Source organism: Hwanghaeella sp. LZ110, assembly GCF_048892525.1.
In the GTDB taxonomy this organism is placed as follows: Bacteria; Pseudomonadota; Alphaproteobacteria; order UBA8366; family Aestuariispiraceae; genus Pacificispira.
Genome location: NZ_JBLZHT010000001.1, coordinates 190,577 through 213,540 on the forward strand (window position 1 = coordinate 190,577; position 22,964 = coordinate 213,540).

Sequence of the window (22,964 nt, forward strand, 5' to 3'; positions counted from 1 at the left end):
TCCAGCCCTCTAAAACGGTGAAAATATGACAATGGGACCCTATGATATTCTTTTGAGTTCTCCCGATCTGCGGGGGAATGAGCAAGACTATATCCGTCAATGTATTTCAGATAACTGGATATCCTCTGCCGGACCTTTTGTCGGCGAGTTCGAGGAAAAAATCTCGAAACGGCTGGGTCGGAAGCACGCTGTCGCGACATCCAGCGGAACCGCGGCTATAGAACTGGGGCTTATCGGTTCAGGCATAAAGTCAGGGGATAAGGTTGTCGTTCCTGATTGGACTTTTGCGGCAACAGCTTCTGCCGTGGCCCATATTGGGGCGGAGATTATCCTTGCGGATGTTACGCGTGATGGGTTTGGTCTGGACCCGGTAGATCTGGAAAAAATCCTGCAGGCGGATAGAGAGGGTCCCTCCCGCATCACAGCCGCGATCGCGGTTCACCCATTTGGTCATCCGGCAGATATGGATGCGCTTATGGATGTCTGCAATCGGTATGGCATTGCCATGATAGAGGATGCAGCGGGTGCAATTGGCAGTTCCTATAAGGGAAAGCCTGTTGGTGGCCACGGGAAAGTTTCCGCGATCAGTTTCAATGGCAACAAGACATTGACGACAGGCGGTGGTGGCATGGTGCTTACCGACAATGATGACATCGCCGAAGTGATGCGTTTGCACAGCGTTAATAGTCAGGGACCCAATTATCGTTACAAGGTCATTGGCTATAATCATCGAATGACGAACCTGGCCGCTGGTATTGGCTTGGCCCAGTTGGAGCGTCTGGACGAGATGCTGGAAAGCAAAAAGCGTATTTCAGATCGATACACCGCCTATCTGGAACAATCAGGGTGTCTTGAAACAATCCCGCATATGCCTTGGGCAACGTCGAATTGTTGGATGTATTGTGGCCTGGCAAAATCTGAGGCTCATGCCTGCAGCCTGATTGAATTCATGGATAAGAACCGCGTTCAGGTTCGGATTTTCTGGCGGTCCTTGGCATCTGAACCGGCCTTTCAAGATATTCAGAGATCAGACTTAAAGAATTGTCGCGAAATATCCGGCCGTGTTGTCGCTTTACCCTGCAGCAGCCATTTAACGGAAGAACAGCAGGAAAATGTTATTGCCCTGTTGGGTGAATGGCACAAAACGGTTGGAGCGCATTCTTGACCGATTGCCTGTTGGTCGGAGCGGGTCAACACGCCCGTGTGGTGGCGGAGATTCTCACTTTAAATGGGGATCGTATCGTCGCCTATTCCGATTTGAAACCGCAGACATGGATTTCTGCACCGCATTTGACGGAACAGGATTGGTCAAATCAGGTCAGAAATGGCACGTTTGTGCTTGGCCTGGGGGGCGTTACGCCAGCGCAATTGCTTCACCGTCGGCTGCTTATGGAGAAATGCAAGTCTTTGGGCCTGGTTGCTTTGTCGCGCTGCCATTCCACAGCAAGTATCAGCCAGGATGCAAATGTTGCGCAAGGTGCCTTGGTCTTTGCAGGCGCCGTCGTGAATGTGGGGGCATCCCTGGGTGAAGGGGTTATTGTGAATTCAGCAGCCATTATCGAACATGATTGCGCGATTGGAGCCGGAAGCCATATTGCGCCGGGAGCGATCATTCTTGGGGGGGCAAAAATAGGGTCCTGCTGTATGATCGGGGCGGGTTCCGTCATTCTGCCAAATACGACCGTGCCTGATAACGCGATGGTTGCTGCATTGACCCGTGGTTCAATTACATGACATCAGACTATCCCATCATCATCGCCGAAGCCGGTGTAAATCATAATGGCAGCTTGCAGCGCGCCCGGGAAATGGTTGCCGCCGCCGCAAAGGCGGGTGCGGATTATGTAAAATTTCAGGCGTTTGACTCGCAAACGCTGGTGGCATCAGATACCAAAACGGCTGATTATCAGTCCCGGAATACCGGTGTGTCGGACCAGCGGACCTTGCTTAAAAGCATGGAACTGGACGAAGCCGCATTTGATGATCTGGCGCAATGTTGCAAAGCCCATGGCATAAAGTTTCTGTGCACGGCGTTTGATGAGCGGCGTATAGCCCGTTTCATAGAAAATGGCATGGATTGCATCAAAATCGCGTCTGGTGAATTGACCAATGCACCGGCGCTGATACAGGCGGCATCCTTTGGAGTGCCGATAATTCTATCGACAGGAATGGCGACAATCGATGAAATCGAGCAGGCGCTTGAGACCTTGACGCGCGCCGATTCGGGGCCGGTTACATTGCTGCATTGTACATCTTTATATCCTGCGCCAGAGCATGTCCTGAACTTGCGGGCGATCGCCAGTCTGCGGGATCGGTTTGGCCGGCCAGTTGGGTATTCAGATCACTCGGATGGCATACATATTCCCATTGCTGCGACAGCGTTGGGGGCGACGGTGATAGAAAAGCATTTCACCCTGGATCGTGGCTTGCCCGGACCAGATCATCTTGCATCCTTGGAACCGGACTCGTTAAGTCAGATGATTTCGGCGGTGCGTCGCACGGCGGATTCTCTTGGCGATGGGGTGAAGAAACCATCTGTGGAAGAGGAGAAAGTCGCCGCATTGGTGCGGCGCAGCTGGCATGCGCGTCGCCCTTTGGCAGCAGGAACAGTCTTAACCGAAGCAGATATCTGTTTAATGCGGCCCAATACGGGCCTATCTCCCTATTTTCCAATTATGGGCAAGGCCCTGCTAAAGGACGTGCGAGAAGGGCAGGCTCTCTTGGAAACGGACTTGAAATCAACTTGAGAAAACAATTCTGCATCAGGTGTGAAGCGGGTCCTGTTTCATGATCAGATTATTGAGCATCACCAGCAGTCGGGCGGATGTTGGCATTCTGAAGCCAGTCTGGTCGGCGCTGATTGAAACCGGGCGCATCGAATTGCATGTTGGAATTACGGGTATGCATTGCCCCAACAGCGATTATGTAAAGTCCCAGATCCCCAAGGGCGCGCAAACACATCAGTTTGGTGCGGATATTGGCGGTCATTATGGTTCGTACGTTGTTCAGGCTATGAGCCAGATTCAAGCCAACAGTGCAGACTTGTATGCGCGACTGCGTCCAGATGGGATTCTTGTGACCGGTGATCGCATGGATATGTTTCCAACAGCTGTTGCGGCGATACCCTTCAATATTCCCATCATTCATCTGCATGGTGGGGAAAGGACTGAGGGGGCGATGGATGACAGGCTGCGCCATGCCATGACCAAACTGTCACATCTGCATTGTGTATCCAACGCCGATGCGGCTGGTCGTGTATGTCAGATGGGGGAGGAAGCCTCGCGTATTGTGATCACGGGCGCGCCAGGCCTGGATACGATGCTGATGGTCGATCAAATCCCCAAGGTGGACTTCTTTCAGGAATTGGGTCTTTTGGATAATGGTCCTTTAAGATTGGTGACAGTTCATCCCGAAACCAATTCAACCGACATGCTTCATGCTGGAAAATCTGTTGTGGAGGCTTTGACCCAAACGGCAGGTCCACCGACGATTATAACAGCCCCCAATTCGGATCCGGGCGGAAACGAGCTGATGGCGCTTATGACAGGGTTTTGTCAGCAAGCGCCCAATACTGTTTTTCGGGCAACCCTGGGCGCACATTTATACGTAAATGCAATGCGCCATGCCGCGGTGATGCTTGGGAACTCGTCCAGTGGTATCATTGAGGCACCCTTGTTTGGTCTGCCCGTAATTAATGTTGGAAACCGTCAATTGGGTCGGCTGCAAGGACCAAATGTCCGTAATTGCGAGAGTGATGTGCCGCAAATCATTGATCAGCTTAATGAGATACTGGCAGGTCACCCAAACCAAAATGCAGCCTCCTATCCGTATGGCGATGGGGCGGCGGCCAGCCGCATAGCGAATGCAATTCTGGATCAGGATGATCTGAAGTCTCTTTTGAACAAAAGTTTTGCAGATGATACCGCGAAATTTGTAAACCCTTGGTGAGAGCATTCCTCTGTCTCTCTCGTCGCGCTTTATGAATGGTGTCTGAAGTAGAAAGTGGAGCCTCATGACCCGCCCGCCTGTTCGATTAATTGCCCGATTGGATATCAAGGGACCGAATGTCATCAAGGGCATTCACCTTGAAGGACTGCGCATTGTCGGTAAGCCCAAGAGCCTGGCGCAACGATATTATGATCAGGGCATTGATGAGATCATCTATATGGATGTTGTCGCGTCCTTGTATGGGCGAAACAACATTTTCGATGAAGTAAAGGATGCCGCATCGGATATCTTTGTCCCTCTGACCGTGGGGGGGGGGTTGCGAAGCCTGGACGATATCACAACGGCTTTACGCAGTGGCGCTGATAAGGTTGCGATCAACACAGCTGCGGTTCGTAACCCACAATTCATTCGACAGGCGAGCGAAGCCTTCGGCAGTCAGTGCATTGTGCTCTCGATAGAGGCGAAGAGTCGCGGCGCGGGGAAATGGGAAGTGTTGACTGATAATGGTCGAGAGCAGACCGGGCGCGATGTTATCGAATGGGTTCAAGAAGCTGAATCTCTGGGGGCTGGAGAAATCCTGGTGACTTCAGTTGACATGGAGGGCACGAAGAAAGGTTTTGATCATGCTTTAACGCAGGCGGTCCGATCTTGTGTTCAGGTTCCTGTCATTGCGTGTGGCGGTGCGGGAAGCAAGGATCATGTGAAAAATCTGGTGCAGGGAGATCAGGTCGATGCGGTCTGTTGCGCCAGCCTGTTTCATTATGAAATTGAAACGCCCGTATCTTTGAAGAAATGGCTTGCTGACCAGGACATTCCCGTGCGTGAGCCCCCCGATATGGCTCATGGGCAGGATGTAGGGGCTGGTGCCTCAGGAGAGGGAAGGCCATGATTACGATTGTTGATTATGGCCGTGGGAACATTTTCAGTATTTCCCATGCCTTGAAGCACTTGGATGAACCCCACCAGATTTCTTCTGATCCCCAGGTTATAGCGTCTGCAGACAGTATCATCTTGCCCGGGGTCGGGGCGTTTGCCGACGCCATGTCGAAACTGGACAGTCAGGGCTTACCCGAAGCCCTTCACGAGGCGGTGAAAAAAGGTGCGCCCCTGTTGGGAATTTGTTTGGGAATGCAACTGCTGGCGACCGACAGCGACGAATTTGGAATGCATGCGGGGTTGGACATCATTCCAGGGCATGTCAGGCGTCTGCCAGCCGGCGATGAAACGCGGATACCAAATGTTGGCTGGCGTCAGATGATGCCCACTGATACTGCCGGGGACATGCCGGTCGATCGTATGATGTACTTCGTGCATTCCTATGGTTTTGAGGCTGATATGCCCAAAGATGTCGCGGCAACGGTTATGGTGAATGGCGTTGAAATCGCTGTTGCTGTCCGACGTGACAATGTTGTTGGATGTCAGTTTCACCCTGAAAAAAGTGGCCCTGACGGCCTTCGGCTGATGGCCTGGTTTTTGAAGCAATAGAGAAAGTTTTCTAACCCTATGATATCTTCCAATACCCAGCAGAATGTGGGTGTCGTTGCAGACGTTAGGCCTGTCTTTATCTCTGGCGTCTATCGATCCAGTACGACATTTCTGGCAGCACTTGTCGGATGCCACGAGCAGTATCGCGCAACATCGTCTTTGGTTAAGTTTATGCGCTTCTGTTTGTATCGATTTGATCCGATACAGGAGCCTGAGAACCATGAACGCCTGGTTGATGAAGCCTTTCAGCGGGTCAAGAAGCGGTGGGATGTCACCTTTGATGCTGCCGCTGCTTTAGCGTATGCCCGGAAAAATGGGGTCAGTTATGCATCCCTTTATGACGCATTGATGCGCCAGATCCTGATTGATAACGGGGGGGGCGATGGGGAATGGATTGATAAAACTGCCGTTCTGTGGAGCCGGATTCCCGACTTTCTTTCCATGTTTCCAAAGGGAAAAGTCATCCATATTCTGCGCGATCCCCGCAGCGTCTGCGCATCTTACAAGAAAATAACCAACGAACCGGGATATACCTATCTGGATGCGGCCTTCAATACAGTCCATGCCATTCAATCTGTGCGTCGGTACGTAAAGGAACTTGGTCCGGACCGGATACTGCTGTTGAAATCGGAGGATTTGTTGACGAATCCTGAACATCATGTTGCAGAAATCTGCGACTTTCTGGATGTTCCTTTCTCGGACCGGATGATGCAGCCAGATAAGTTTGGCGAGATCCTGGGAGAGGACTGGAAATCGAACACGTCTTTCCGAGGAACTCTTTCAGGATTTCACCCACCCTCTGAATATTGGCGCAAGAACATGAGTGCCGCAGAGATTAAGTTTGTTGAGATGATTACCCAACCATATCTCTCAGAATTCGGGTATGACGCGGATGGTCTTCCCCCAACAAAGGAAGAATGGTCACAGATGTATAATTTCCTTGAGGATCCGCTAATACGAGACCGTTTCTCCAAACTGTTAAAAACAGGTGAGGGAAGCGAAGGATATCGCACCGACCCCTATCTGACGGAAATGCGCATAGTATTTCCAGAGCGATTTGAAGGGCAGCAGGCAGGACAATGAAAATGAAAGACAACACTATGTTCAAAATCGATACGCCAGCCGAAGAACTTGAGGTCAAATACGGCCTTCCCCGGGATGTTATCTTCTGCAAAAAATGTGTAATCTCAAATCAGCGCCCGTCATCTTCGGTTGAATTTGCGCATAACGCCAAGTCCAAGAAAACCACGATCAGCTTTGGAGAAGATGGTATTTGTGACGCCTGTCGCTATGCCGAAATGAAAGAGCGCGAAGTAGATTGGGATCAACGCGAGGCGCATCTGCGTGAACTTCTGGATAAATATCGATCCAGGAACGGGTCCTATGATATCCTTGTGCCCGGAAGTGGGGGCAAGGATTCTGTCTTCGCCTCCCATATCCTGAAGCACAAATATAAAATGAACCCCCTGACGGTAACCTGGGCACCGCACCTCTATACAGATGTTGGGTGGAAGAATTTCCAGAATTGGCTGCATATGGCCGGGTTGGATAATTTTCTGTTCACGCCGGACGGGCAGGTGCATCGCAAGCTAACCGAACTGGCTTATCGAAATCTCTTACATCCCTTTCAGCCCTTTATCATCGGACAGAAGAACTATGCCCCTAAAATGGCGGCGCAGTTTGGTATTCCGCTGGTATTCTATGGGGAGAATGAGGCTGAATACGGCAATCCAATTAATGAAAACATCAATGCCAAACGAAAGGCTTCGTACTTTGCCCAGCAGCAGGCGGCTGGAGAGACAATGTATTTTGGCGGTGTCGCGATGGAAGACTTGCCTGAACATGGCATTCTTCCGGGCCAGTTGGATCCCTATTTGCCGATCACGGCAGAAGCGTTGGAACGCGGGAAAGTGGAGGTTCATTATCTGGGCTATTATCTGAAATGGACTCCCCAGGAATGCTACTATTACGCGGTAGAACATACAGGGTTTGAGGCGAATTCAGAGCGAACGGAAGGTACATATTCAAAGTACAACAGCATTGATGATAAGACAGACGGGTACCATTACTGGACGACATTTATAAAATTTGGCATCGGTCGCGCAACTTATGATGCCGCGCAGGAAGTTCGAAACCGCCATATCGAACGGGATGAAGCCGTTGCATTGGTCCATCGGTATGACGGTGAATTGCCGCAGAAATATCTGCCTGAATTTTTAGAGTATTTGAGCATGGATAAGGATGAATTCCTGGAGATCGCCGATAGTTTCAGGTCTCCTCATCTTTGGGCCAAGGACAATGGCGAATGGGTTCTTCGTCATAAAGTGAAGTAATCCCCTGGTGTTGGAAACAGGGCTTATCGTTGTTCCTGCGCGCGGCGGGTCAAAGCGGTTGCCGGGAAAAAACCTGCGTCGACTTGGCGATAAGACACTGTTGGAATGGACTGCCCATTGGATCGATCAATCCAGCCTGGGCCTGCCGGTTCTGTTGACCACCGATGATGCTGCTATCGCCGCAGAGGGTCGAAGACTAGGCTGGAATGTCCCGTTTGAACGGCCAGCGGACCTTGCCAAGGATGATACAACAACGGTCAGCACTGTGCTGCATGCCTTGGACTGGCAAAAGAGCCACCACGGCGCGGATCCTGATTTTATTGTTTTGTTGCAGGTTACGTCACCATTACGGGGGTCGGCTTGTCTGCAGCAGGGTGTTTCACTGTTAAAGTCCACACCAGATGCGGACGCAGTTGTTGGTGTGACCCGGTTGGCACATGGACTGCGCGCCATTTATCAGAAAGCCGATCATGGCTTTCTGGGCCCCATCTCAAACGTAAAGAGTCATGGCGTCCAAGACGCATTTGTGCCAAATGGCGCGTTCTATGCGATACGAACCGAAATATTACGCACGGAAGAGACATTCTTTCCAAAGCGTACCGTGCCGCTTGTCATGACCGATGATTGTTCCGTGGATATAGACACGCCTTATGACTGGCGGGTTGCAGAGGCGCTGCTATGCAGTGCTGAAGAAGGATATTATGATTAAGGCGTCGTTGCGAATATCAAGCTACCTGTTACCAAAAGAATGGCGCAATCATCTCCGGACCATTCGGTCGATGAATTTGGTGACGCTGAGAGATCTGTGCCTTTGTGGCGGGCTGATTGTTCTGTCCACATTGTTGGAAGCATTCAGTGTTTCCATGATACTGCCGCTCTTTGAGTATATTGAGAATAACAGAGACCTTGAAGTCCTGGCGGAAAAAGGCCGGTTCTGGTCCGTTCTGATCAAGGGGTCTGAGCTCCTCAATGTGCCGATTTCCCTGTTGAGCCTTTGCCTGATTATCCTTGGCCTGGTGATATTGCGGCAGGTGTCGAACTATCACAGTACAATGACCCTGATTTCCCTGAAGCAGAAGGTTGGGAAGAATCTCTCTCAACGTCTGTTCGGCGCTATTCTGGCGACAAAGCCATCGTATTTGCAAAGAATGGAGTCAGGGAAATTCTTGAATCTGATTGATGTTCAAGCTCAAGCGACGGCTGCCTTGATCCGATCCTATGCCACATTGATACAGCAGTTCATAACTTTCTTTTTATATGTCAGCGTTATGTTCATTGCAGCCCCGGTGGCAAGCACGATTGCGTTGGGTTTTACGGTTCTGATCCTGGTCAGCCTGAATCACTATATTCGGATCAGCCGAAACCTTAGCATGCGCACGGTCTTGCACCGTCAGCAGTTCTCATCGTTTATTTCCGAACGGTTTCATGGATGGCGGACGATTAAATCATATGGTGCTTTGTCGCGGGAGGAAGCGCGTTTTGATCGATGGGCGCAGAAGTTCTTCACGCTGTCTGTTGATATGTTTCGCATATCCGGGCGGCTACAACTGATCATTACGCCGGTTATGTCCATCCTTGCCCTGGCAATTTTGTATATATCGGTGGACTACATTGGATTGTCCATTTCACAGATCAGTTTGTTTGTGATTGTTTTGTTGCGACTTACCCCCGTTGCCCAAAACTTTGCCTCGCAGCGTCAACAAATCGCGTCCTTTGGCATGAGCCTGAACAATGTTGTGTCTATTCTGCAGGAGGCACGCCAAGAAAAAGATGTTAGTTCCGGCGACATTGTAATGGATGCGCGGTCTGCGGACATAAAACTAAACAACGTGTCATTCACATATAGCGGGCGAGATGAGTCCGTTCTGAACGATGTCACGTTACATATTCCCGCAGGAAAAATGATCGCGATCATGGGACCCTCCGGAGCTGGAAAATCTACACTGGTGGATCTTCTGTCGCGCTTTGTTCATCCGACAAGCGGTCAGATCACTTTTAATGATACACCATTGGAGAATTTTACCACCGCTTCCTTGCGCCAACGTGTGGCCTATGCCTCGCAAGTGCCCTTCATTTTTAATGATACGGTCTATGAAAATATTCTGTATGCGCGCCCGGATGCGACACAGGAAGAAGTTCATTCCGCCAGCAAATCCGCCTTTGCTCATGAGTTTGTGGAATTGATGCCGGACGGCTATGATACAATGCTGGGAGAGGGCGGTGTTATGTTGTCAGGCGGTCAACGGCAACGCTTGGCTTTGGCTCGTGCTTTTCTGGTACATCCAAGCGTCTTGATCCTCGATGAACCAACCAGCTCGTTGGACTATGAATCTGAACGTAAGATTCAACGCGCTGTTGAAGAGATGAGTCATGTTCAAAAGATAACGGTCATCATCGTCGCCCATCGCGTTTCCACGGTCAGCAACGCGGATCTTCTCGTCATTCTGGACAAGGGAAGAATTGTTGATGTCGGCGCGCCAGCTGAAATGCGTAAACGGGATAACTGGTACAAATATGCCGTCACGCTAGAGGATCATTCAGATAGCGATGTCGAAACAGCAAACTCATAGTTTTTGTCCACTTTTTAAGTCATAAGGAATTCGTCATGGGCATTATGAAATCAATGCGGTCAATATTCTGGAACTACGGATTGCCGTTTGTACGCTGGCTGTTTCGTCTGACCGGTCAAGATTGGAATGCTTTCTATACGTGGCTGTTAAACCGCTTAGAACGTGACAATTCGCTTGAGCAGATATTTGAAAAATACCCCTCCAATTCAGGTAAAGAGCGCGGTTTGTACGATTGGTCTCGCGGCGAGTATCATGTTGAGTTTCTCCAGCGTTTGGGACTGAAGCCTCATCACAAAGTATTCGATTTCGGATGTGGTTATGGACGCACCGGGATTCCCCTGGCGAAATACCTGGATGCTGGAAACTATATCGGTGTTGATTTGTCAGAACGCCGAATTGAAATGGCCGAAGAATGGGTGAAGAAAGAAGGAATAGGGCAGAAAAACCCTGTCTTCTTAACAAAATCGGACAATAAACTATCCTGGCTGGATGATAAAAGTATCGACGTGATATTCACGTATTCTGTTTTCACCCATATGCCAAAAGATGATATGATTGAAATACTTTTGGCATCGCGTCGTGTATTAAAAGACGATGGTATGTTTATTTTCAATTATTCCAAGTCGTATTCAGATGTATTGGAGCAGCCGTCGATAAAAGACTTTCGATATCCGGCACAAGAGATATATGACATGCTCGATACCCTTGGATATGATTATGAAGAACGAACAGATTGGGACGACGATCTGGAAGATGGGAAAAAGTCACCAGTATCAAAGGTTTTAAAGCTCACCAAAAAGCAAACGGCCTGATCGCCATGTCACGGATGGACGAAAAAAGTAAGATCGTATGCGCCTGCTTTTCGGTTTCAGAAGCAGATATACGCGCGCATCTGGCTGACCCGCAAAATACACTTGAATCACTGGTTTCACAGACAGAGATCGGGACAAAATGTACGGCGTGTCTGCTTGATCTTGATTTGATTATCGATGATACCGTCGCGTTGCGGCGTTCCGTTGCCTCCAGATTAGGGCAGGGAATGCAGAAGACAAAAGGTCTTTCAATTACCGCAGATTTGACGTCATCCGGGTTTTTCTTAAACAGGCAGAATGTCAAAACCTCACTGCGAGTTTCCAACTTCCCCGTCTTGTTTGAGTCCAAATATCACGGTGTTCCCTACTCTGTTTCGTTACGTCTTATCAGTGCGGCTGGTAAATGCGTGAAAACCTATCGGCAGGATTTAAACCTTAATGATACAATGCATGTGTCCTTCTCGGATTTGCTGCCCCCCCACATTGAAGATGGCTGGTTCTTGTTGAGCCTTTACCCAAAACAACGAGGGTTGGTTGGGTCGATCCGCCCGCAGGTTGCATTGGAAGGTGCGAATTGGGTGTCCACATATCATACCCAACCACAGGCAATGGCCACGAAGGATGGGGCGCGTAACAAAATTACTGTGTATCATGCGAAAAGCGGCTTTCAGAGTTGTATCTCTGTCATCAATGCAAACAGTCGCCCTGGTAAAGTAACGGTGCGAATGCACGATATGTATGGCCCTTGGAAGATGGAGCATGCTTTGGATTTAGGCGCATCCAATGCGACGATAGTAGATCTGGATGATCTTTTTCCACAGGCCCCCGTCGAAGGCGTATTACAAGTTACTGTCACGTCCGATATCGATACCAGAAAACATATTCTCATCCAGCAGCCCAATGGCAGCCTTAGTATTGATCACTTTCCGAATTAGGCACACTGATGACGTCTGAAAAACTGTTTCACTATGTAACGCCATATATCTTTCCGCTATTTCCCAGAGATGTCGCGCGATTGACTGTTGGGTTGGATATACAGTCTGTGATCGACAAGCGGGTGCCGGATCGGGGGTCTTTTACTCTGGATATCGACTCGAAAGTCTGGGTTGCGGGTAAAGAGATATCAAATGCTGCAGAAACTGTTTTTGTACAAAATGGTGTGGCAACCCCAGCAGTTCTGTCTCTGCAATTTGAGGCAGAAGATCTGGGATATGTAGAAATTATGATCAATTGCGCGGATCGCCCTGTGTTTCAGCGCGTGCAGATTGATCCAGGATACGGCTTCTTTTCCTTCACATCTGGGGCATGGATGACTGTGATTCCTGATATGAAATACGCCCGGCCCCTTATTATTGAATCTGTCAAAGCGACAGGAAAATTCTGTGCGGTTCATACGTCCGCTCATGTCGATCCTAAATCAGGTGTTGGAAATTCCTATTTTCTGGTAAACCCCTATGAAAAAGACATCCTGACGCGCTTTTCTTCTTCTGCTGGGAAGAAGATGAAACATAAAGTGGCGCCTCATTCGGTGGAAATTGCTTCACTTGAGCCATTGATGGGCGACAGTTGCTGGGAAACTGTGATGTTAACAGGTAACAACCGGCTGCCGCTATGGGATATTCGCCACGCATACAATGATGTATACAGCCTGTTTAACATTGATCACACCGACATGTGGCGTGGTGGCGCGACGCATCGATCAACAACAATGACAGGATTTGCACGAAACGCTATTCGACGGGTGTTGCGCGAAACCGGGTTGCGGCTTAGTTGAATTAAAGGAGATAGTTCGCATCCGGTCGGACAAGCCCTTTCGCAATGCGGTCTTTCCACCAGTTGACGGTCATCTCCAGCCCTGACTGCAATGTCACATCTGACTTCCAGCTTGTCGCCGTGTTCAGCTTTTGTGAGTCTGCAAGCAACGTCATGACTTCAGAATTGGCAGGGCGGAATCGCCCCTGATCGGTAACAACCTGCTTATTGCAGCCGATGATTTCTTTCAAAATGTCAACAGTTTGGCCAATGGATACGGCGACGCCGCTACCCGCATTATAAGCCGTGCCATAGGCGATGGAGGGATGGCCCCCCGCTGTCAAAAATGCGGAAACGGTATCCATTACATAGTTGAAATCACGGGTTGGATCCAATGACCCGATTTTAACGGTCTCACAGTTTGGGTCCAGCATTTGGCGAATAATCGTTGGGATGACTGCCCGTTCGCTTTGGCGCGGTCCATATGTGTTGAAAGGGCGCAGGATGACGCCTGGAAAGTCGAAAGACTTTACATAGGCTTCGACCATATGATCCGCAGCGATCTTGGAAGCAGAGTAAGGGGATTGCCCCTGCATCGGGTGAAGTTCGGTGATGGGGGTGAACAATGCGGTTCCGTATACTTCAGATGTTGAAGTGTGAACCATTCTTGTGACCTTGTGTCTCCGGCAAGCTTCCATAATATTGACTGTGCCGGTCAGGTTTACATCAATGTAACTTTGTGGGGCGTCATAGGAAAAAGGAATGGCGATCAGCGCGGCAAGATGGAAAACGATATCCATATCCTGCACAATTTTATCGGTATAGGCCGGGTCGCGAATATCACCGCGGACGATTTCGATCGAAGCCCGATTGTCGGAAGACAGATCATCCAGCCAACCACTGCTGCCAAAAGCGTTATAGGCCGCAAGCGCCCTGACATTTGCCCCTTGCGAAAGCAGGGTTTCCGTCAAATGAGATCCGATGAAACCATCGGCACCTGTAACAAGAACAGATTTTCCTGTGAAAAAGGTTTCGGCACTTAATGGCATGGTTTTCTCTTTCTAGATGGTGATATTGCGCATACATCTCTGTCTATTAGAGGATTGTCAAACATAGTGTCTAATCTCCTCAAGCTGTTCTGACCCCACGCCGTAACAAGTAGCAACTAATAGCCAACGCTTCGACAGCGTTCCAACATAGAGAATGGATAGTCAGTACTATGTCTTCGACAGATGATGGTCGTAAGGTCAACTTGTTTGAACCTGATATTGGTCAAATTGAGAAAGACGCTGTTTTGTCTGTTTTAGACAGTGGATGGCTGGCGATGGGGGCGCGCTGTAAGCAGTTTGAGGAGGAATTCGCGCAATACCTTGGTGTGAAGTATGCTGTCGCGCTCAGTTCCTGCACTTCTGCGCTTCATATCGCTTACCTGCTGGCGGATGTGGGGCCGGGGGATGAAGTTATCGTGCCATCCTTGACTTTTGTGGCGACGGCAAATGCCGTTGCATATTGTGGCGGTAAGGCTGTTTTTGCAGATATTGTGAGTGATAGCGATTGGACTATTTCCGCTGAGGCGATTGAAGCATCGATCACGAAAAAAACGAAAGCCATATGTGTCATGCATTATGGTGGCTATAGCTGTGATATGGATGCTATTGAGCGGGTGGCACAGGCCCATGGCATTCCCATCATTGAGGATGCCTGTCATGGTCTGGGTGGCAGTATCGCATCCGGAAAAATGATCGGCAGCGTCGGACAGACCGCTTGCTTCAGTTTCTATTCCAACAAGGCAATCACCACCGGGGAAGGGGGTATGCTGGTTACCAATGACGCCGCATTGGCGCAACGGGCCCGCCTGTTGCGGGCGCATGGAATGACCAACACGACATATGACCGTGTAAAGGGTGCGATGGGTTATGATGTTACCGAGCTTGGCTACAATTATCGCCTGGATGAAATTCGCTCCGCAATCGGACTGGCGCAAATGTCCCGCCTGCCTGTGGCCTTGACCATGCGGAAAAGGCTGGCGGCGCATTATGCGAAACGATTGGCGCAGATAGCGGGGGTTTCTCTCCCCAATCATGGCGCGCGCGGCACGCCTGCGCATTATGTTTTACCAGTCATTGTCGACGAAGAATACGATCGGGATCGCGCGCGTTTAGCGATGCACGAGCTGGGGGTTCAGACCAGCATTCATTACGAGCCGGTACATTCTTTCGGTCATTACGCCAAGGCTGGCTGGAGCCTGCCCTTAACCGAGAACGTGGCCTCTCGAACGATGAGTCTTCCGCTGTATCCGTCCCTTGAAGAGGATGCAGTTGATATCATCTGTGACCGTCTCGCCAGCGTATTGCCAGGTTGCAAGAAGTAGCACGTACAATAATGGAAAAGCCGACCTATCTTCTTTTCGGTGCCAGTCCAGAGGCTCTGGGCCTGTGTCATGCGTTAGGGATTTCCCTGGCCGGGGTCAGTGATCCGATATTTGGTGGCAGGCAGACACGCTGGTTTGATTTGCCCGCATATGGGAACGACCTGGATGCCTGCCAGAAAAGCAATGCATCGTCGGCGGTTTTGGCGATCGACAATTCACGCATTCGCGAACAGGTTTATCGCACCCTGACAGACGCCGGGCTTGATTTCCCTCCGGTATCCGGGGGATGTCTGGGCGCTGAACCCGCATCTGGATTGTTCCTTCAGCGTTTGGGGAATGTTTCAGAGGGATGCATCTTGTCTGAAGGTGTGCGCGTCAATATTGGCGGCTCCATCATGCACGAATGTGTCGTTGGGCGTTTCGTAACAATAGGGCCTGGCGCTGTTGTCCTGGGTAAGGTCACGCTTGGAGACCATTGTTACATCGGGGCGAATGCGACTGTTCTGCCAGGACTGAGCATAGGGGCCGGCGCACTTGTCGGCGCGGGCGCGGTTGTCACAAAGGATGTGCCCGCAGGCGCTGTTGTAAAGGGCAATCCGGCCCGATGACAGATGTGCTGTTTCGCTGTGATGCATCGCCTCAGCATGGTTTTGGGCATTTGGCGCGGTGTCTGCAGCTTGGTCGCATGTTGTCAGAAAAAGGCTTCCGTGTTTGGTTTCAAGGCCATTACAGTGAGGGCGCACAGCACCGGATAGAGCAAAATGGCTTTTCCGGCTCTATTCTGTCCATTGATGATCAACGCCCCATGGCGCTCGCCATTTATGACACGATGGATAACACTGAAGATCCGCAAATTTTTGATCTGTCTGCCCTTCAGGCAGTTGCAAAGCGATCGACGTTATGTGTTTTTATGGCCAATGGTTTGGTTGCCCCAAACACCGTCCCCTCGAATACGATGGTGATTGGTTACAAACCGTCTGGTCAGAATAGCATCCCTCCGATGGTGCAATGGGGGTTGGAATTCGCACCGACAGATATTCCACAGGACATTCTGTTTAATCCCAGGAAGGGAAGCCTTCTGATTGCCCTGGGCGGTGGTCAGGGCAATTCAGCCATGCTTATGGCGCTGGACGTTGTGGCAGGTATGTCGAGCGTCCATCATGTTGATATCTTGCAATCGCCTGTTGGGGACTATGTTTCCCCTGAAGGGCGTTTGGCCGCGCATCAGACATTCCGGGAATGGAGCAGGTTGCCATCTGTTTTTCCGCTGATCGCGGGATCAGAACTTGTCCTTTGCTCTTATGGGCATTTTGCTTATGAGGCGATGGCCCTGGGGGCTGGGGTCTGTGTTGTCGGGCAAAAGCCGTTTCAGGCTGAGTATGGCGCTCTTCTGGAGAAGGCTGGTTTTGCTGTGAATGCTGGCCTCTTGTCGACGATCTCCCCTGAGGCGTTGTTTCAGGCTTTGAGGAAGACATCATCTGGCTGTGATGAAAGGTCCAGCCGCGCAACGGCACAGATTGCGCGGTGCGGCTTACAACGGGTGGTGGATGCTGTGCTTACGGCATTGAATGATATTGAAGTCACTTTGAAATGAATGTGTGCTGGAGAAGCCAATGTTAAATGGAAAAACTGTTCTTGTAACCGGTGCGACCGGGTCCTTCGGTCAAAAATTCGTAGAAACGGTTCTAGAAAAATATGACGTGAAGAAGCTGATCATCTTTAGCCGGGATGAGATGAAGCAATTTGACATGGCACAGCGTTGGTCCGAGGAGAAGCATCCAGCGTTACGTTATTTCATCGGTGATGTGCGCGACAAGGACCGCCTGATGATGGCCTGTTCCGGCGTCGATATCATTATCCATGCTGCGGCGATCAAGCACATTACGGTGGCCGAACGCAATCCGATGGAATGCATCGCGACCAATGTCCTGGGGGCCGAAAACATCATACAGGCAGCCATTGCCAATAAGGTTTCCAAGGTTGTCGCTCTGTCTACGGATAAGGCTGCCAATCCAATCAACCTGTATGGCGCAACGAAACTTTGTTCCGATAAGCTGTTTGTTGCGGCGAATAATCTTTCCGGTACGGTTAAGACCCGCTTTTCGGTCGTGCGCTATGGGAACGTTATCGGATCCCGGGGAAGCGTCATCCCGTTTTTCAAAAAGCTGGCCGCTCAGGGTGTTACCCGACTGCCAATCACAGATCCTAGCATGACCCGTTTTGTCATCACTCTGGATAAGGGGGTCGACCTCGTCCTGCGCGCCCTCAGCGATATGCTGGGGGGGGAGATTTTTGTGCCGCGCCTGCCCAGTATCAAGGTAACAGATCTCGTTCCGTTGATTACCGGCTCTCAGGACTTCGACGTTGTTGGCATCCGGGCCGGTGAAAAACTGCACGAAGTCATGATCCCCGCGGAAGAATCACGGAATTGTATTCGGATCGGTGATTACTACGTTATTCAGCCGCAACATAGCTGGTGGGATATGAAAGCCTTCGCCGAGCGGGCAAGCTCCTTGGGCGAAGAGGTCACACCAGGATGGGAATATGCCAGCGGCACGAATGACTGGTGGGTTACACCAGACGAATTGCAGCAGATTGTTGCGTCGGTAGAGGCTGGATAAGGTTCTGCAGCGGTATGCTTGGTATTCGGGTTGCCTCGTCCTTCACTGCCGGTCGTGGTCATATCGCCCGATGCGAGGCCATTCGCGCGCATTTTAATGAATCTGTGACCTGGTTTGCCGATCCGCAGGGAGTTCATGATCTGGGGGGGCCCGACGATACGGTGCAGGTTGAGCGGGAAACAGAAAGTATTGACGCGCTTAAGGTCGCCGTGAACGCGGGGCGTGTCAGCATGGTTCTGCTGGATTCCTATCTTCTTAAACCAGAGGCCATTGCAACTCTTTCCCGATCAGTCCCTTGTCTGGCGATATGCGATTATCCGCCTTTTCCGGATGTCCACCGGGTTGTGGCACCCCAGGCATTCCAGAAGTCTGAAGACAACATTTACGGGGGTCTTGAGTACCAGATTGTCTCTGCTGGGTTTTCTTCCTATCGTGGAAAGTCGGTCGCTGAGATTGGCGATGCGGCACGTATTCTGGTTTCCTTTGGCGCGCGGGACTCGTCCAACCGAACAGCGCTTGTGCTGTCCGCATTGGAATTGGTGCGAAGGCGTTGGAACATTTCGGTTACATGTGTATTGGGCGATCATGCGCCGCATCGTGATGACATTCGCCAACGGCTTGTTGGTCATGCGGATATGTCTCTTATGGAGGGGGTCCATGATATGGGTCCGCTTTACGCAACCCATAACCTGGCCATTGGGGCCCCCGGAATCTCCCAGGCAGAACGCGCTTTTTGTGGCTTACCCAGCCTGTTAATAGCGCAAAATGAGGCCCAGAAACCACTGTGTTGTGCTTGGGCGGATTTACATGCGGCATCGATTTCAAAACCGGATTTACAGGAAATTGCAGAACGGACAGAGGCGCTTATAGGCGGTGCGGCCCTTCGCAATGACCTGCGTTGCAATGCGATGCGTTTGGTCGATGGGGCAGGGGCAAAGCGAATTGCCGATTTAATACGGGAAATGATGAAATGATGTCAGCGCGATGATAAAATATCCATATTCCAGACCCGATGTATCAGACGCGGATATACAGGCCGTTGTATCCTCCCTTAAAGGGCAGTTTTTGACCCAAGGTCCGGCCTTGGAAGCGTTCGAAACGGCCCTTTGCGAGTGTCTTGGCGGTCAACAGGCGGTTGTCTGTAACTCAGGGACTGCGGCGCTGCATCTGATCTACATGGCGTTAGGTCTTGGACCACAGGCCGGTCTTGTGACGTCCCCGTTGACATTTGTCGCAACAGCCAATGCGGCCCGGATGTGCGGTGCGCCCGTATCGTTTTCTGACACTGATCCGACAACGGGATTGATGACACCAGACGACTTGCAACGGGCCATAGAAAGCGCTGATTTTCCGGTCCGTGCAGCAAGTATCATTCATCTTGGGGGGCGCGTCGCGGATCTTCCTGCCCTGCAGGCTGTGGCAGAGGCCCATAACATTCTTTTGGTGGAGGATGCCTGTCATGCGCCCGGCGCCGCATATGATTCGACGGCAGGGCGTCATCGTATCGGAGATTGTTCCCATAGCATAGCGGCGGCGTTCAGCTTTCATGCCATAAAACATGTGACAATGGGAGAGGGCGGCGCTGTACTGACCAATGATCCCGATTTGGCTGTCAGAATGCGCCTGTTGCGGAACCATGGCTTAGAGCGCAACGCAGATGCATGGACACAGGCGCCGGAGCCCAACGCCCCCTGGTATTATGAAATGCAGGAGATCGGATGGAACTATCGGGCGGATGAATTGGCCTGCAGCCTAGGTTTAAGCCAACTGAAGCGACTGCCTGAGGGGTTGCAGATCCGCAGGGACCTTGTACGTCGGTATAATGACCTTCTGGCGGATATTCCGGGACTGTCGACCCCCTTTATTCCCAATGATCCGGAGTCTCATGCATGGCATCTTTACGCCGTGTCGATTGATTTCTCTGGACTGAAACGCCGCCGGGGCGATGTCATGCGCGCGCTGGCAGATGTGGGGATCGGCACACAGGTTCATTACATACCCGTTTCCTCTCAGCCCTATTTCCAATCCTTGGGCGGGCAGGTTCTCCCCGGGGCACAGCGCTATTATGACGGCACACTCAGTCTCCCATTATACCCTCAACTGACAGAACAGGATCAGGAGTTTATTGCCGATAAGGTCCGGCAATGCCTTGCTCCTTAGAACACATGAAATCAGCCAATTTTGCTGTAAACTCACGCATGCTTTTCAGGTTAGATGCCGTTCGCGGACAAGAATCGAATACTCCAAGTGATTATTTCTGGATTGATATCTTAGTATGAACAACCATGATTTCAGCCGTTTCAGACATGTCTTTTGCGACAGTCTGGAGGCGATCAGGTACGCCAGACGCTGCAATTTACCTGGGACGGCCCGGATATTCAGCGCTTCACCAGCCGTGTTATTATCCGGTACGACAGGGGTTGAGCCGGAACCGGTCTCTGAAGATACCCTGAATGATTACTGGTATCAGGCGGGCCATCTGGCTTCGTCCCTATTCGCGCATTGGCGTGATGCCGGGAAAGATCATGATCAAGCCCTGATCGCCGCCCGTGTCAGTGTCGTTGTCCATCATCAATTGACCCGTGCCCTGTGCCTGACAGAGGCAGATTTTAAGGAACCCCGGCTCTATCTGGCGGCTCAGACAGGTCAGCCTGCCCTGGATCATCGGTTGGAGGCTATATGGCCGGTTCTGTTGCAGGGCAATCCAGACTTCCAGCGGATCGCTGTGCCCCATGAAATTGTGCCAAAGATCGGGACGGCCATTCCCTCCCTGCGTCAAAGACTGGTACTGTCCGGATTTGCGGATATCGGATTTCGGCTGGTGGAGCGATTCTGGCGGTCACGCTCGATAAAAAACCGTCCAGTTGCGCTGGTTTTTCATGACTCAGAGTTTGTGAAGGAAGCCGCTTTTGGATTGGTGCGGCATGGCTATGCCCTGCGCACAATGTCGGCAAAACATACGATTGGTGAGAGTCTTAAGTTAGAAGCAATTCCAGCGAGGCTGTTGCAGCCTTTTGACACTTTCCTGAAAACCCACTTCACACCCTCTGTTATTGCACCGGCCCTGGCCCATTTTAACTCAGTCTTAAGTCGGGCCCTGGCAGAGTATGACTTTGGGTTGCAGTATTGGGAAAAGAAGCTTCCAGAATTGGTGGGCACTAAAAACAGTGTCGTGCTGACAACCGTTACGAATGCCCCTTCAGCCATTGCCGCCGCAAGGATTGCACAAACCCTGTCTGTGCCGGTTGTTGGCTTTCAGCATGGCGTAACGCGTGAAATTGCCGGTTCTCATAAGGCACTGACGTGCAATTTCGAGAATACGGCAACAAATCTGTTTATGACATTCAATCCGGAAGCCACGCGCATATCAAATGACACCCCCTTCAACAGGGCCCAAATTCATACTGTGGGCATGCCCGCAGTATATCGACGCATGCAGCGATCATCGGGTGAGGATCGTGCTCATCCTCTGCTTTATGTCTCTACCATGCTGCCTGTTGGGAATGTGAATCATGCTTCGGGTGGCGTGTCGGACCTGGAAAAGACGCGCCGGGAAATAAGCCTGGTTCGGAATGTCTTCGGTCAACTGCCGCATGGTGTGAAGTACAAACCCTATCCGGCGAGAGATTGTTACGTGGATGGCGATCCAGTCTTGGAGGCGATTTCTAAAGAACCCGGTATCACGGTTTTCGATCAGGACATTGATTTGCGTTACATTGCGCATCATCACAAGGTCATTATTACGGCGCGTGCGACCAGTACGGTCAGCTGGTGTCTGCTGACCGGCCTTCCAGTTGTGTTCATCAATCACCCGACGCATGCACCATTACGGGAAGAATATCGTCAGGCTTTTGCTGACAGTCTGTTTCTGTTCGATTGGGATGATCCTGATATGCATCAGACATTGCGGGCGTTTCTGTCTCAACCGATCAAGGATATCGAACAACAATATGCTGCGAAGAAGAATGCGCGCCAAGAATTGCTGGATCAGGCCATATCGGGCCCGAAAGGAAATGCGGGCAGGCGGGCTGTGGATATTATCTTAGCGCAGGTTTCAAAAGGTGCAGCATCATGATCCATCGATCCCATTGTGTCGTCGTGGCTGAAATTGGCATCAATCATGAGGGAAGCGTTGAAACATGTGCGGAAATGGTTGCGCAGGCGGCATGGGCCGGGGCGGACGCGATTAAACTTCAGACTGTCGATGCTGATATCAGCTACGATAAAAACAGCCCAAGCTACACGCTATTCAAACGCAGTGCCTTGACGCCGGAAGAGACAGCGCAAATCTTCCAACAATCCAGAAGACTGGGGATGGCGGCGTTCACGACTGCTGTTGACCCCGTTACCATTGATTGGGTGGATAGACTGGACCCCGACGCCCATAAGGTTTCCTCTGGCCTACTGACGACAACGCCAATCGTTCATTATCTTGCTTCCAAGGGGCGACCTCTGATTATGTCGACGGGCATGTCGACGGAAGATGATATCCAAGACGCAATGGAGGCGGCGCGGGCAGGTGGTGCAACCGATATCACATTGCTGCATTGCACGTCTCTTTATCCAGCCGCTCCTGAACTGCTGAATCTGTCTTCTATTCCCTGGCTGGCCGATCGATGGAATGTACGGCCCGGCTTTTCGGATCATAGTCTGGGCGACGAGGCGGCCATGCTTGCCGTGGTATTCGGTGCAACGATGATAGAGAAGCACTTTACGTTGGATGTGACGCGACCGGATTTCGATCATCACTTATCCCTGGATCCGATCGCCTTCAAAGAAATGGTCCGCAAGATACGGGTTGCGGAAAAAATGGTTGGTACGCCCGGTCGTGTAATGAGCGACGCGGAACTGGAAATGCGCCGCTGGGCGCATCGCGTTCTGGTCGTCACCCGGGATATTGATGCCCATACCGCATTGTTAGACAGCGACGTCACCTATCGTCGGCCGGCCAAGGATGTGGAGCCAGGCGGTCTGCCTCCCAAAGAGTTGCGGCGGGTGATTGGGTGCTGTGTCTCTCAATTCTTGACGGCTGGAACCGTGCTGCGGCCAGAACATTTGGAAGGTTGGAAATGACA

Annotated in this window: 22 protein-coding genes; 21 read left to right on the plus strand and 1 reads right to left on the minus strand. The window is 51.1% G+C overall.

Annotation, left to right across the window (positions count from 1 at the left end; translation table 11 throughout):
* The first annotated feature begins 25 nt into the window (after positions 1–25).
* The 13 genes from ACOSDM_RS00875 (at position 26) to ACOSDM_RS00935 (ending at position 12,919) form a co-directional block, all read left to right on the plus strand.
* The gene (locus tag ACOSDM_RS00875; protein WP_420722577.1) at positions 26–1,165 is read left to right on the plus strand and encodes a DegT/DnrJ/EryC1/StrS family aminotransferase; all 1,140 of its coding nucleotides are present in this window, start codon (positions 26–28) and stop codon (positions 1,163–1,165) included.
* Positions 1,162–1,734, plus strand: coding sequence for a hypothetical protein (locus ACOSDM_RS00880; protein WP_420722578.1), 573 nt, complete (start codon positions 1,162–1,164; stop codon positions 1,732–1,734). The genes ACOSDM_RS00875 and ACOSDM_RS00880 overlap by 4 nt, the downstream gene beginning before the upstream one ends.
* Positions 1,731–2,744 carry an N-acetylneuraminate synthase family protein gene (locus tag ACOSDM_RS00885; RefSeq protein WP_420722579.1) on the plus strand — a complete coding sequence of 338 codons (1,014 nt, stop codon included), beginning with the start codon at positions 1,731–1,733 and terminating at the stop codon, positions 2,742–2,744. The genes ACOSDM_RS00880 and ACOSDM_RS00885 overlap by 4 nt, the downstream gene beginning before the upstream one ends.
* Positions 2,745–2,784: 40 nt before the next feature.
* Positions 2,785–3,945 carry a UDP-N-acetylglucosamine 2-epimerase gene (gene neuC / locus ACOSDM_RS00890; protein WP_420722580.1) on the plus strand — a complete coding sequence of 387 codons (1,161 nt, stop codon included), beginning with the start codon at positions 2,785–2,787 and terminating at the stop codon, positions 3,943–3,945.
* Positions 3,946–4,009: 64 nt separating this feature from the next.
* Entirely contained in the window at positions 4,010–4,834 is an 825-nt protein-coding gene (hisF, locus tag ACOSDM_RS00895) for an imidazole glycerol phosphate synthase subunit HisF (RefSeq protein ID WP_420722581.1), read from the plus strand.
* Positions 4,831–5,430, plus strand: a complete 600-nt coding sequence (gene hisH, locus ACOSDM_RS00900) for an imidazole glycerol phosphate synthase subunit HisH (protein WP_420722582.1) — start codon at positions 4,831–4,833, stop codon at positions 5,428–5,430. Before hisF ends, hisH begins: the two co-directional genes overlap by 4 nt.
* Positions 5,431–5,448: 18 nt before the next feature.
* The gene (locus tag ACOSDM_RS00905; RefSeq protein ID WP_420722583.1) at positions 5,449–6,513 is read left to right on the plus strand and encodes a sulfotransferase family protein; all 1,065 of its coding nucleotides are present in this window, start codon (positions 5,449–5,451) and stop codon (positions 6,511–6,513) included.
* A 2-nt stretch (positions 6,514–6,515) separates the two neighbouring features.
* On the plus strand, positions 6,516–7,763 hold the full coding sequence (locus ACOSDM_RS00910; protein ID WP_420722584.1) for an N-acetyl sugar amidotransferase: 1,248 nt from the start codon (positions 6,516–6,518) through the stop codon (positions 7,761–7,763).
* 7 nt (positions 7,764–7,770) lie between these two features.
* A complete protein-coding gene (locus ACOSDM_RS00915) occupies positions 7,771–8,472 on the plus strand; it encodes a cytidylyltransferase domain-containing protein (protein ID WP_420722585.1) in 702 nt (233 codons plus the stop codon).
* Positions 8,473–8,626: 154 nt separating this feature from the next.
* The gene (locus ACOSDM_RS00920) at positions 8,627–10,333 is read left to right on the plus strand and encodes an ABC transporter ATP-binding protein (protein WP_420723122.1); all 1,707 of its coding nucleotides are present in this window, start codon (positions 8,627–8,629) and stop codon (positions 10,331–10,333) included.
* A gap of 35 nt (positions 10,334–10,368) precedes the next feature.
* Entirely contained in the window at positions 10,369–11,145 is a 777-nt protein-coding gene (locus ACOSDM_RS00925) for a class I SAM-dependent methyltransferase (protein ID WP_420722586.1), read from the plus strand.
* Positions 11,067–12,080 carry a (2Fe-2S)-binding protein gene (locus ACOSDM_RS00930; RefSeq protein ID WP_420722587.1) on the plus strand — a complete coding sequence of 338 codons (1,014 nt, stop codon included), beginning with the start codon at positions 11,067–11,069 and terminating at the stop codon, positions 12,078–12,080. Before ACOSDM_RS00925 ends, ACOSDM_RS00930 begins: the two co-directional genes overlap by 79 nt.
* 107 nt (positions 12,081–12,187) lie before the next feature.
* Entirely contained in the window at positions 12,188–12,919 is a 732-nt protein-coding gene (locus ACOSDM_RS00935) for a hypothetical protein (protein ID WP_420722588.1), read from the plus strand.
* Between the two features lies 1 nt (position 12,920).
* Here ACOSDM_RS00935 and ACOSDM_RS00940 read toward each other — a convergent pair whose 3' ends face one another.
* A complete protein-coding gene (locus tag ACOSDM_RS00940; RefSeq protein ID WP_420722589.1) occupies positions 12,921–13,946 on the minus strand; it encodes an SDR family NAD(P)-dependent oxidoreductase in 1,026 nt (341 codons plus the stop codon).
* Between the two features lie 170 nt (positions 13,947–14,116).
* Here ACOSDM_RS00940 and ACOSDM_RS00945 point away from each other — a divergent pair, with 170 nt between their 5' ends.
* The 8 genes from ACOSDM_RS00945 (at position 14,117) to ACOSDM_RS00980 (ending at position 22,962) form a co-directional block, all read left to right on the plus strand.
* Entirely contained in the window at positions 14,117–15,268 is a 1,152-nt protein-coding gene (locus tag ACOSDM_RS00945; RefSeq protein ID WP_420722590.1) for a DegT/DnrJ/EryC1/StrS family aminotransferase, read from the plus strand.
* An 11-nt stretch (positions 15,269–15,279) separates the two neighbouring features.
* Positions 15,280–15,876 carry a DapH/DapD/GlmU-related protein gene (locus ACOSDM_RS00950; RefSeq protein WP_420722591.1) on the plus strand — a complete coding sequence of 199 codons (597 nt, stop codon included), beginning with the start codon at positions 15,280–15,282 and terminating at the stop codon, positions 15,874–15,876.
* Positions 15,873–16,862, plus strand: coding sequence for a hypothetical protein (locus tag ACOSDM_RS00955; protein WP_420722592.1), 990 nt, complete (start codon positions 15,873–15,875; stop codon positions 16,860–16,862). The genes ACOSDM_RS00950 and ACOSDM_RS00955 overlap by 4 nt, the downstream gene beginning before the upstream one ends.
* A gap of 19 nt (positions 16,863–16,881) precedes the next feature.
* A complete protein-coding gene (gene pseB / locus ACOSDM_RS00960; RefSeq protein ID WP_420722593.1) occupies positions 16,882–17,889 on the plus strand; it encodes a UDP-N-acetylglucosamine 4,6-dehydratase (inverting) in 1,008 nt (335 codons plus the stop codon).
* A 14-nt stretch (positions 17,890–17,903) separates the two neighbouring features.
* The gene (locus tag ACOSDM_RS00965; RefSeq protein WP_420722594.1) at positions 17,904–18,863 is read left to right on the plus strand and encodes a hypothetical protein; all 960 of its coding nucleotides are present in this window, start codon (positions 17,904–17,906) and stop codon (positions 18,861–18,863) included.
* A gap of 10 nt (positions 18,864–18,873) precedes the next feature.
* A complete protein-coding gene (gene pseC, locus ACOSDM_RS00970; RefSeq protein ID WP_420722595.1) occupies positions 18,874–20,049 on the plus strand; it encodes a UDP-4-amino-4,6-dideoxy-N-acetyl-beta-L-altrosamine transaminase in 1,176 nt (391 codons plus the stop codon).
* A 235-nt stretch (positions 20,050–20,284) separates the two neighbouring features.
* Positions 20,285–21,964: a hypothetical protein gene (locus tag ACOSDM_RS00975; protein ID WP_420722596.1), complete on the plus strand. Its 1,680-nt coding sequence runs from the start codon at positions 20,285–20,287 to the stop codon at positions 21,962–21,964.
* Entirely contained in the window at positions 21,961–22,962 is a 1,002-nt protein-coding gene (locus ACOSDM_RS00980; RefSeq protein WP_420722597.1) for an N-acetylneuraminate synthase family protein, read from the plus strand. The genes ACOSDM_RS00975 and ACOSDM_RS00980 overlap by 4 nt, the downstream gene beginning before the upstream one ends.
* Positions 22,963–22,964: the final 2 nt, after the last annotated feature.

Bases quoted from the DNA above. Each gene is read 5' to 3' on its own strand.
- ACOSDM_RS00910 (WP_420722584.1), top strand. From the start codon at position 6,516: ATGAAAGACAACACTATGTTCAAAATCGATACGCCAGCCGAAGAACTT.
- ACOSDM_RS00945 (WP_420722590.1), top strand. From the start codon at position 14,117: ATGTCTTCGACAGATGATGGTCGTAAGGTCAACTTGTTTGAACCTGAT.
- ACOSDM_RS00940 (WP_420722589.1), bottom strand. From the start codon at position 13,946: ATGCCATTAAGTGCCGAAACCTTTTTCACAGGAAAATCTGTTCTTGTT.
- ACOSDM_RS00950 (WP_420722591.1), top strand. From the start codon at position 15,280: ATGGAAAAGCCGACCTATCTTCTTTTCGGTGCCAGTCCAGAGGCTCTG.
- neuC (WP_420722580.1), top strand. From the start codon at position 2,785: ATGATCAGATTATTGAGCATCACCAGCAGTCGGGCGGATGTTGGCATT.
- pseB (WP_420722593.1), top strand. From the start codon at position 16,882: ATGTTAAATGGAAAAACTGTTCTTGTAACCGGTGCGACCGGGTCCTTC.
- ACOSDM_RS00965 (WP_420722594.1), top strand. From the start codon at position 17,904: ATGCTTGGTATTCGGGTTGCCTCGTCCTTCACTGCCGGTCGTGGTCAT.
- hisF (WP_420722581.1), top strand. From the start codon at position 4,010: ATGACCCGCCCGCCTGTTCGATTAATTGCCCGATTGGATATCAAGGGA.
- ACOSDM_RS00925 (WP_420722586.1), top strand. From the start codon at position 10,369: ATGGGCATTATGAAATCAATGCGGTCAATATTCTGGAACTACGGATTG.
- ACOSDM_RS00955 (WP_420722592.1), top strand. From the start codon at position 15,873: ATGACAGATGTGCTGTTTCGCTGTGATGCATCGCCTCAGCATGGTTTT.
- pseC (WP_420722595.1), top strand. From the start codon at position 18,874: ATGATAAAATATCCATATTCCAGACCCGATGTATCAGACGCGGATATA.
- hisH (WP_420722582.1), top strand. From the start codon at position 4,831: ATGATTACGATTGTTGATTATGGCCGTGGGAACATTTTCAGTATTTCC.
- ACOSDM_RS00905 (WP_420722583.1), top strand. From the start codon at position 5,449: ATGATATCTTCCAATACCCAGCAGAATGTGGGTGTCGTTGCAGACGTT.
- ACOSDM_RS00920 (WP_420723122.1), top strand. From the start codon at position 8,627: ATGATACTGCCGCTCTTTGAGTATATTGAGAATAACAGAGACCTTGAA.
- ACOSDM_RS00980 (WP_420722597.1), top strand. From the start codon at position 21,961: ATGATCCATCGATCCCATTGTGTCGTCGTGGCTGAAATTGGCATCAAT.
- ACOSDM_RS00875 (WP_420722577.1), top strand. From the start codon at position 26: ATGACAATGGGACCCTATGATATTCTTTTGAGTTCTCCCGATCTGCGG.
- ACOSDM_RS00885 (WP_420722579.1), top strand. From the start codon at position 1,731: ATGACATCAGACTATCCCATCATCATCGCCGAAGCCGGTGTAAATCAT.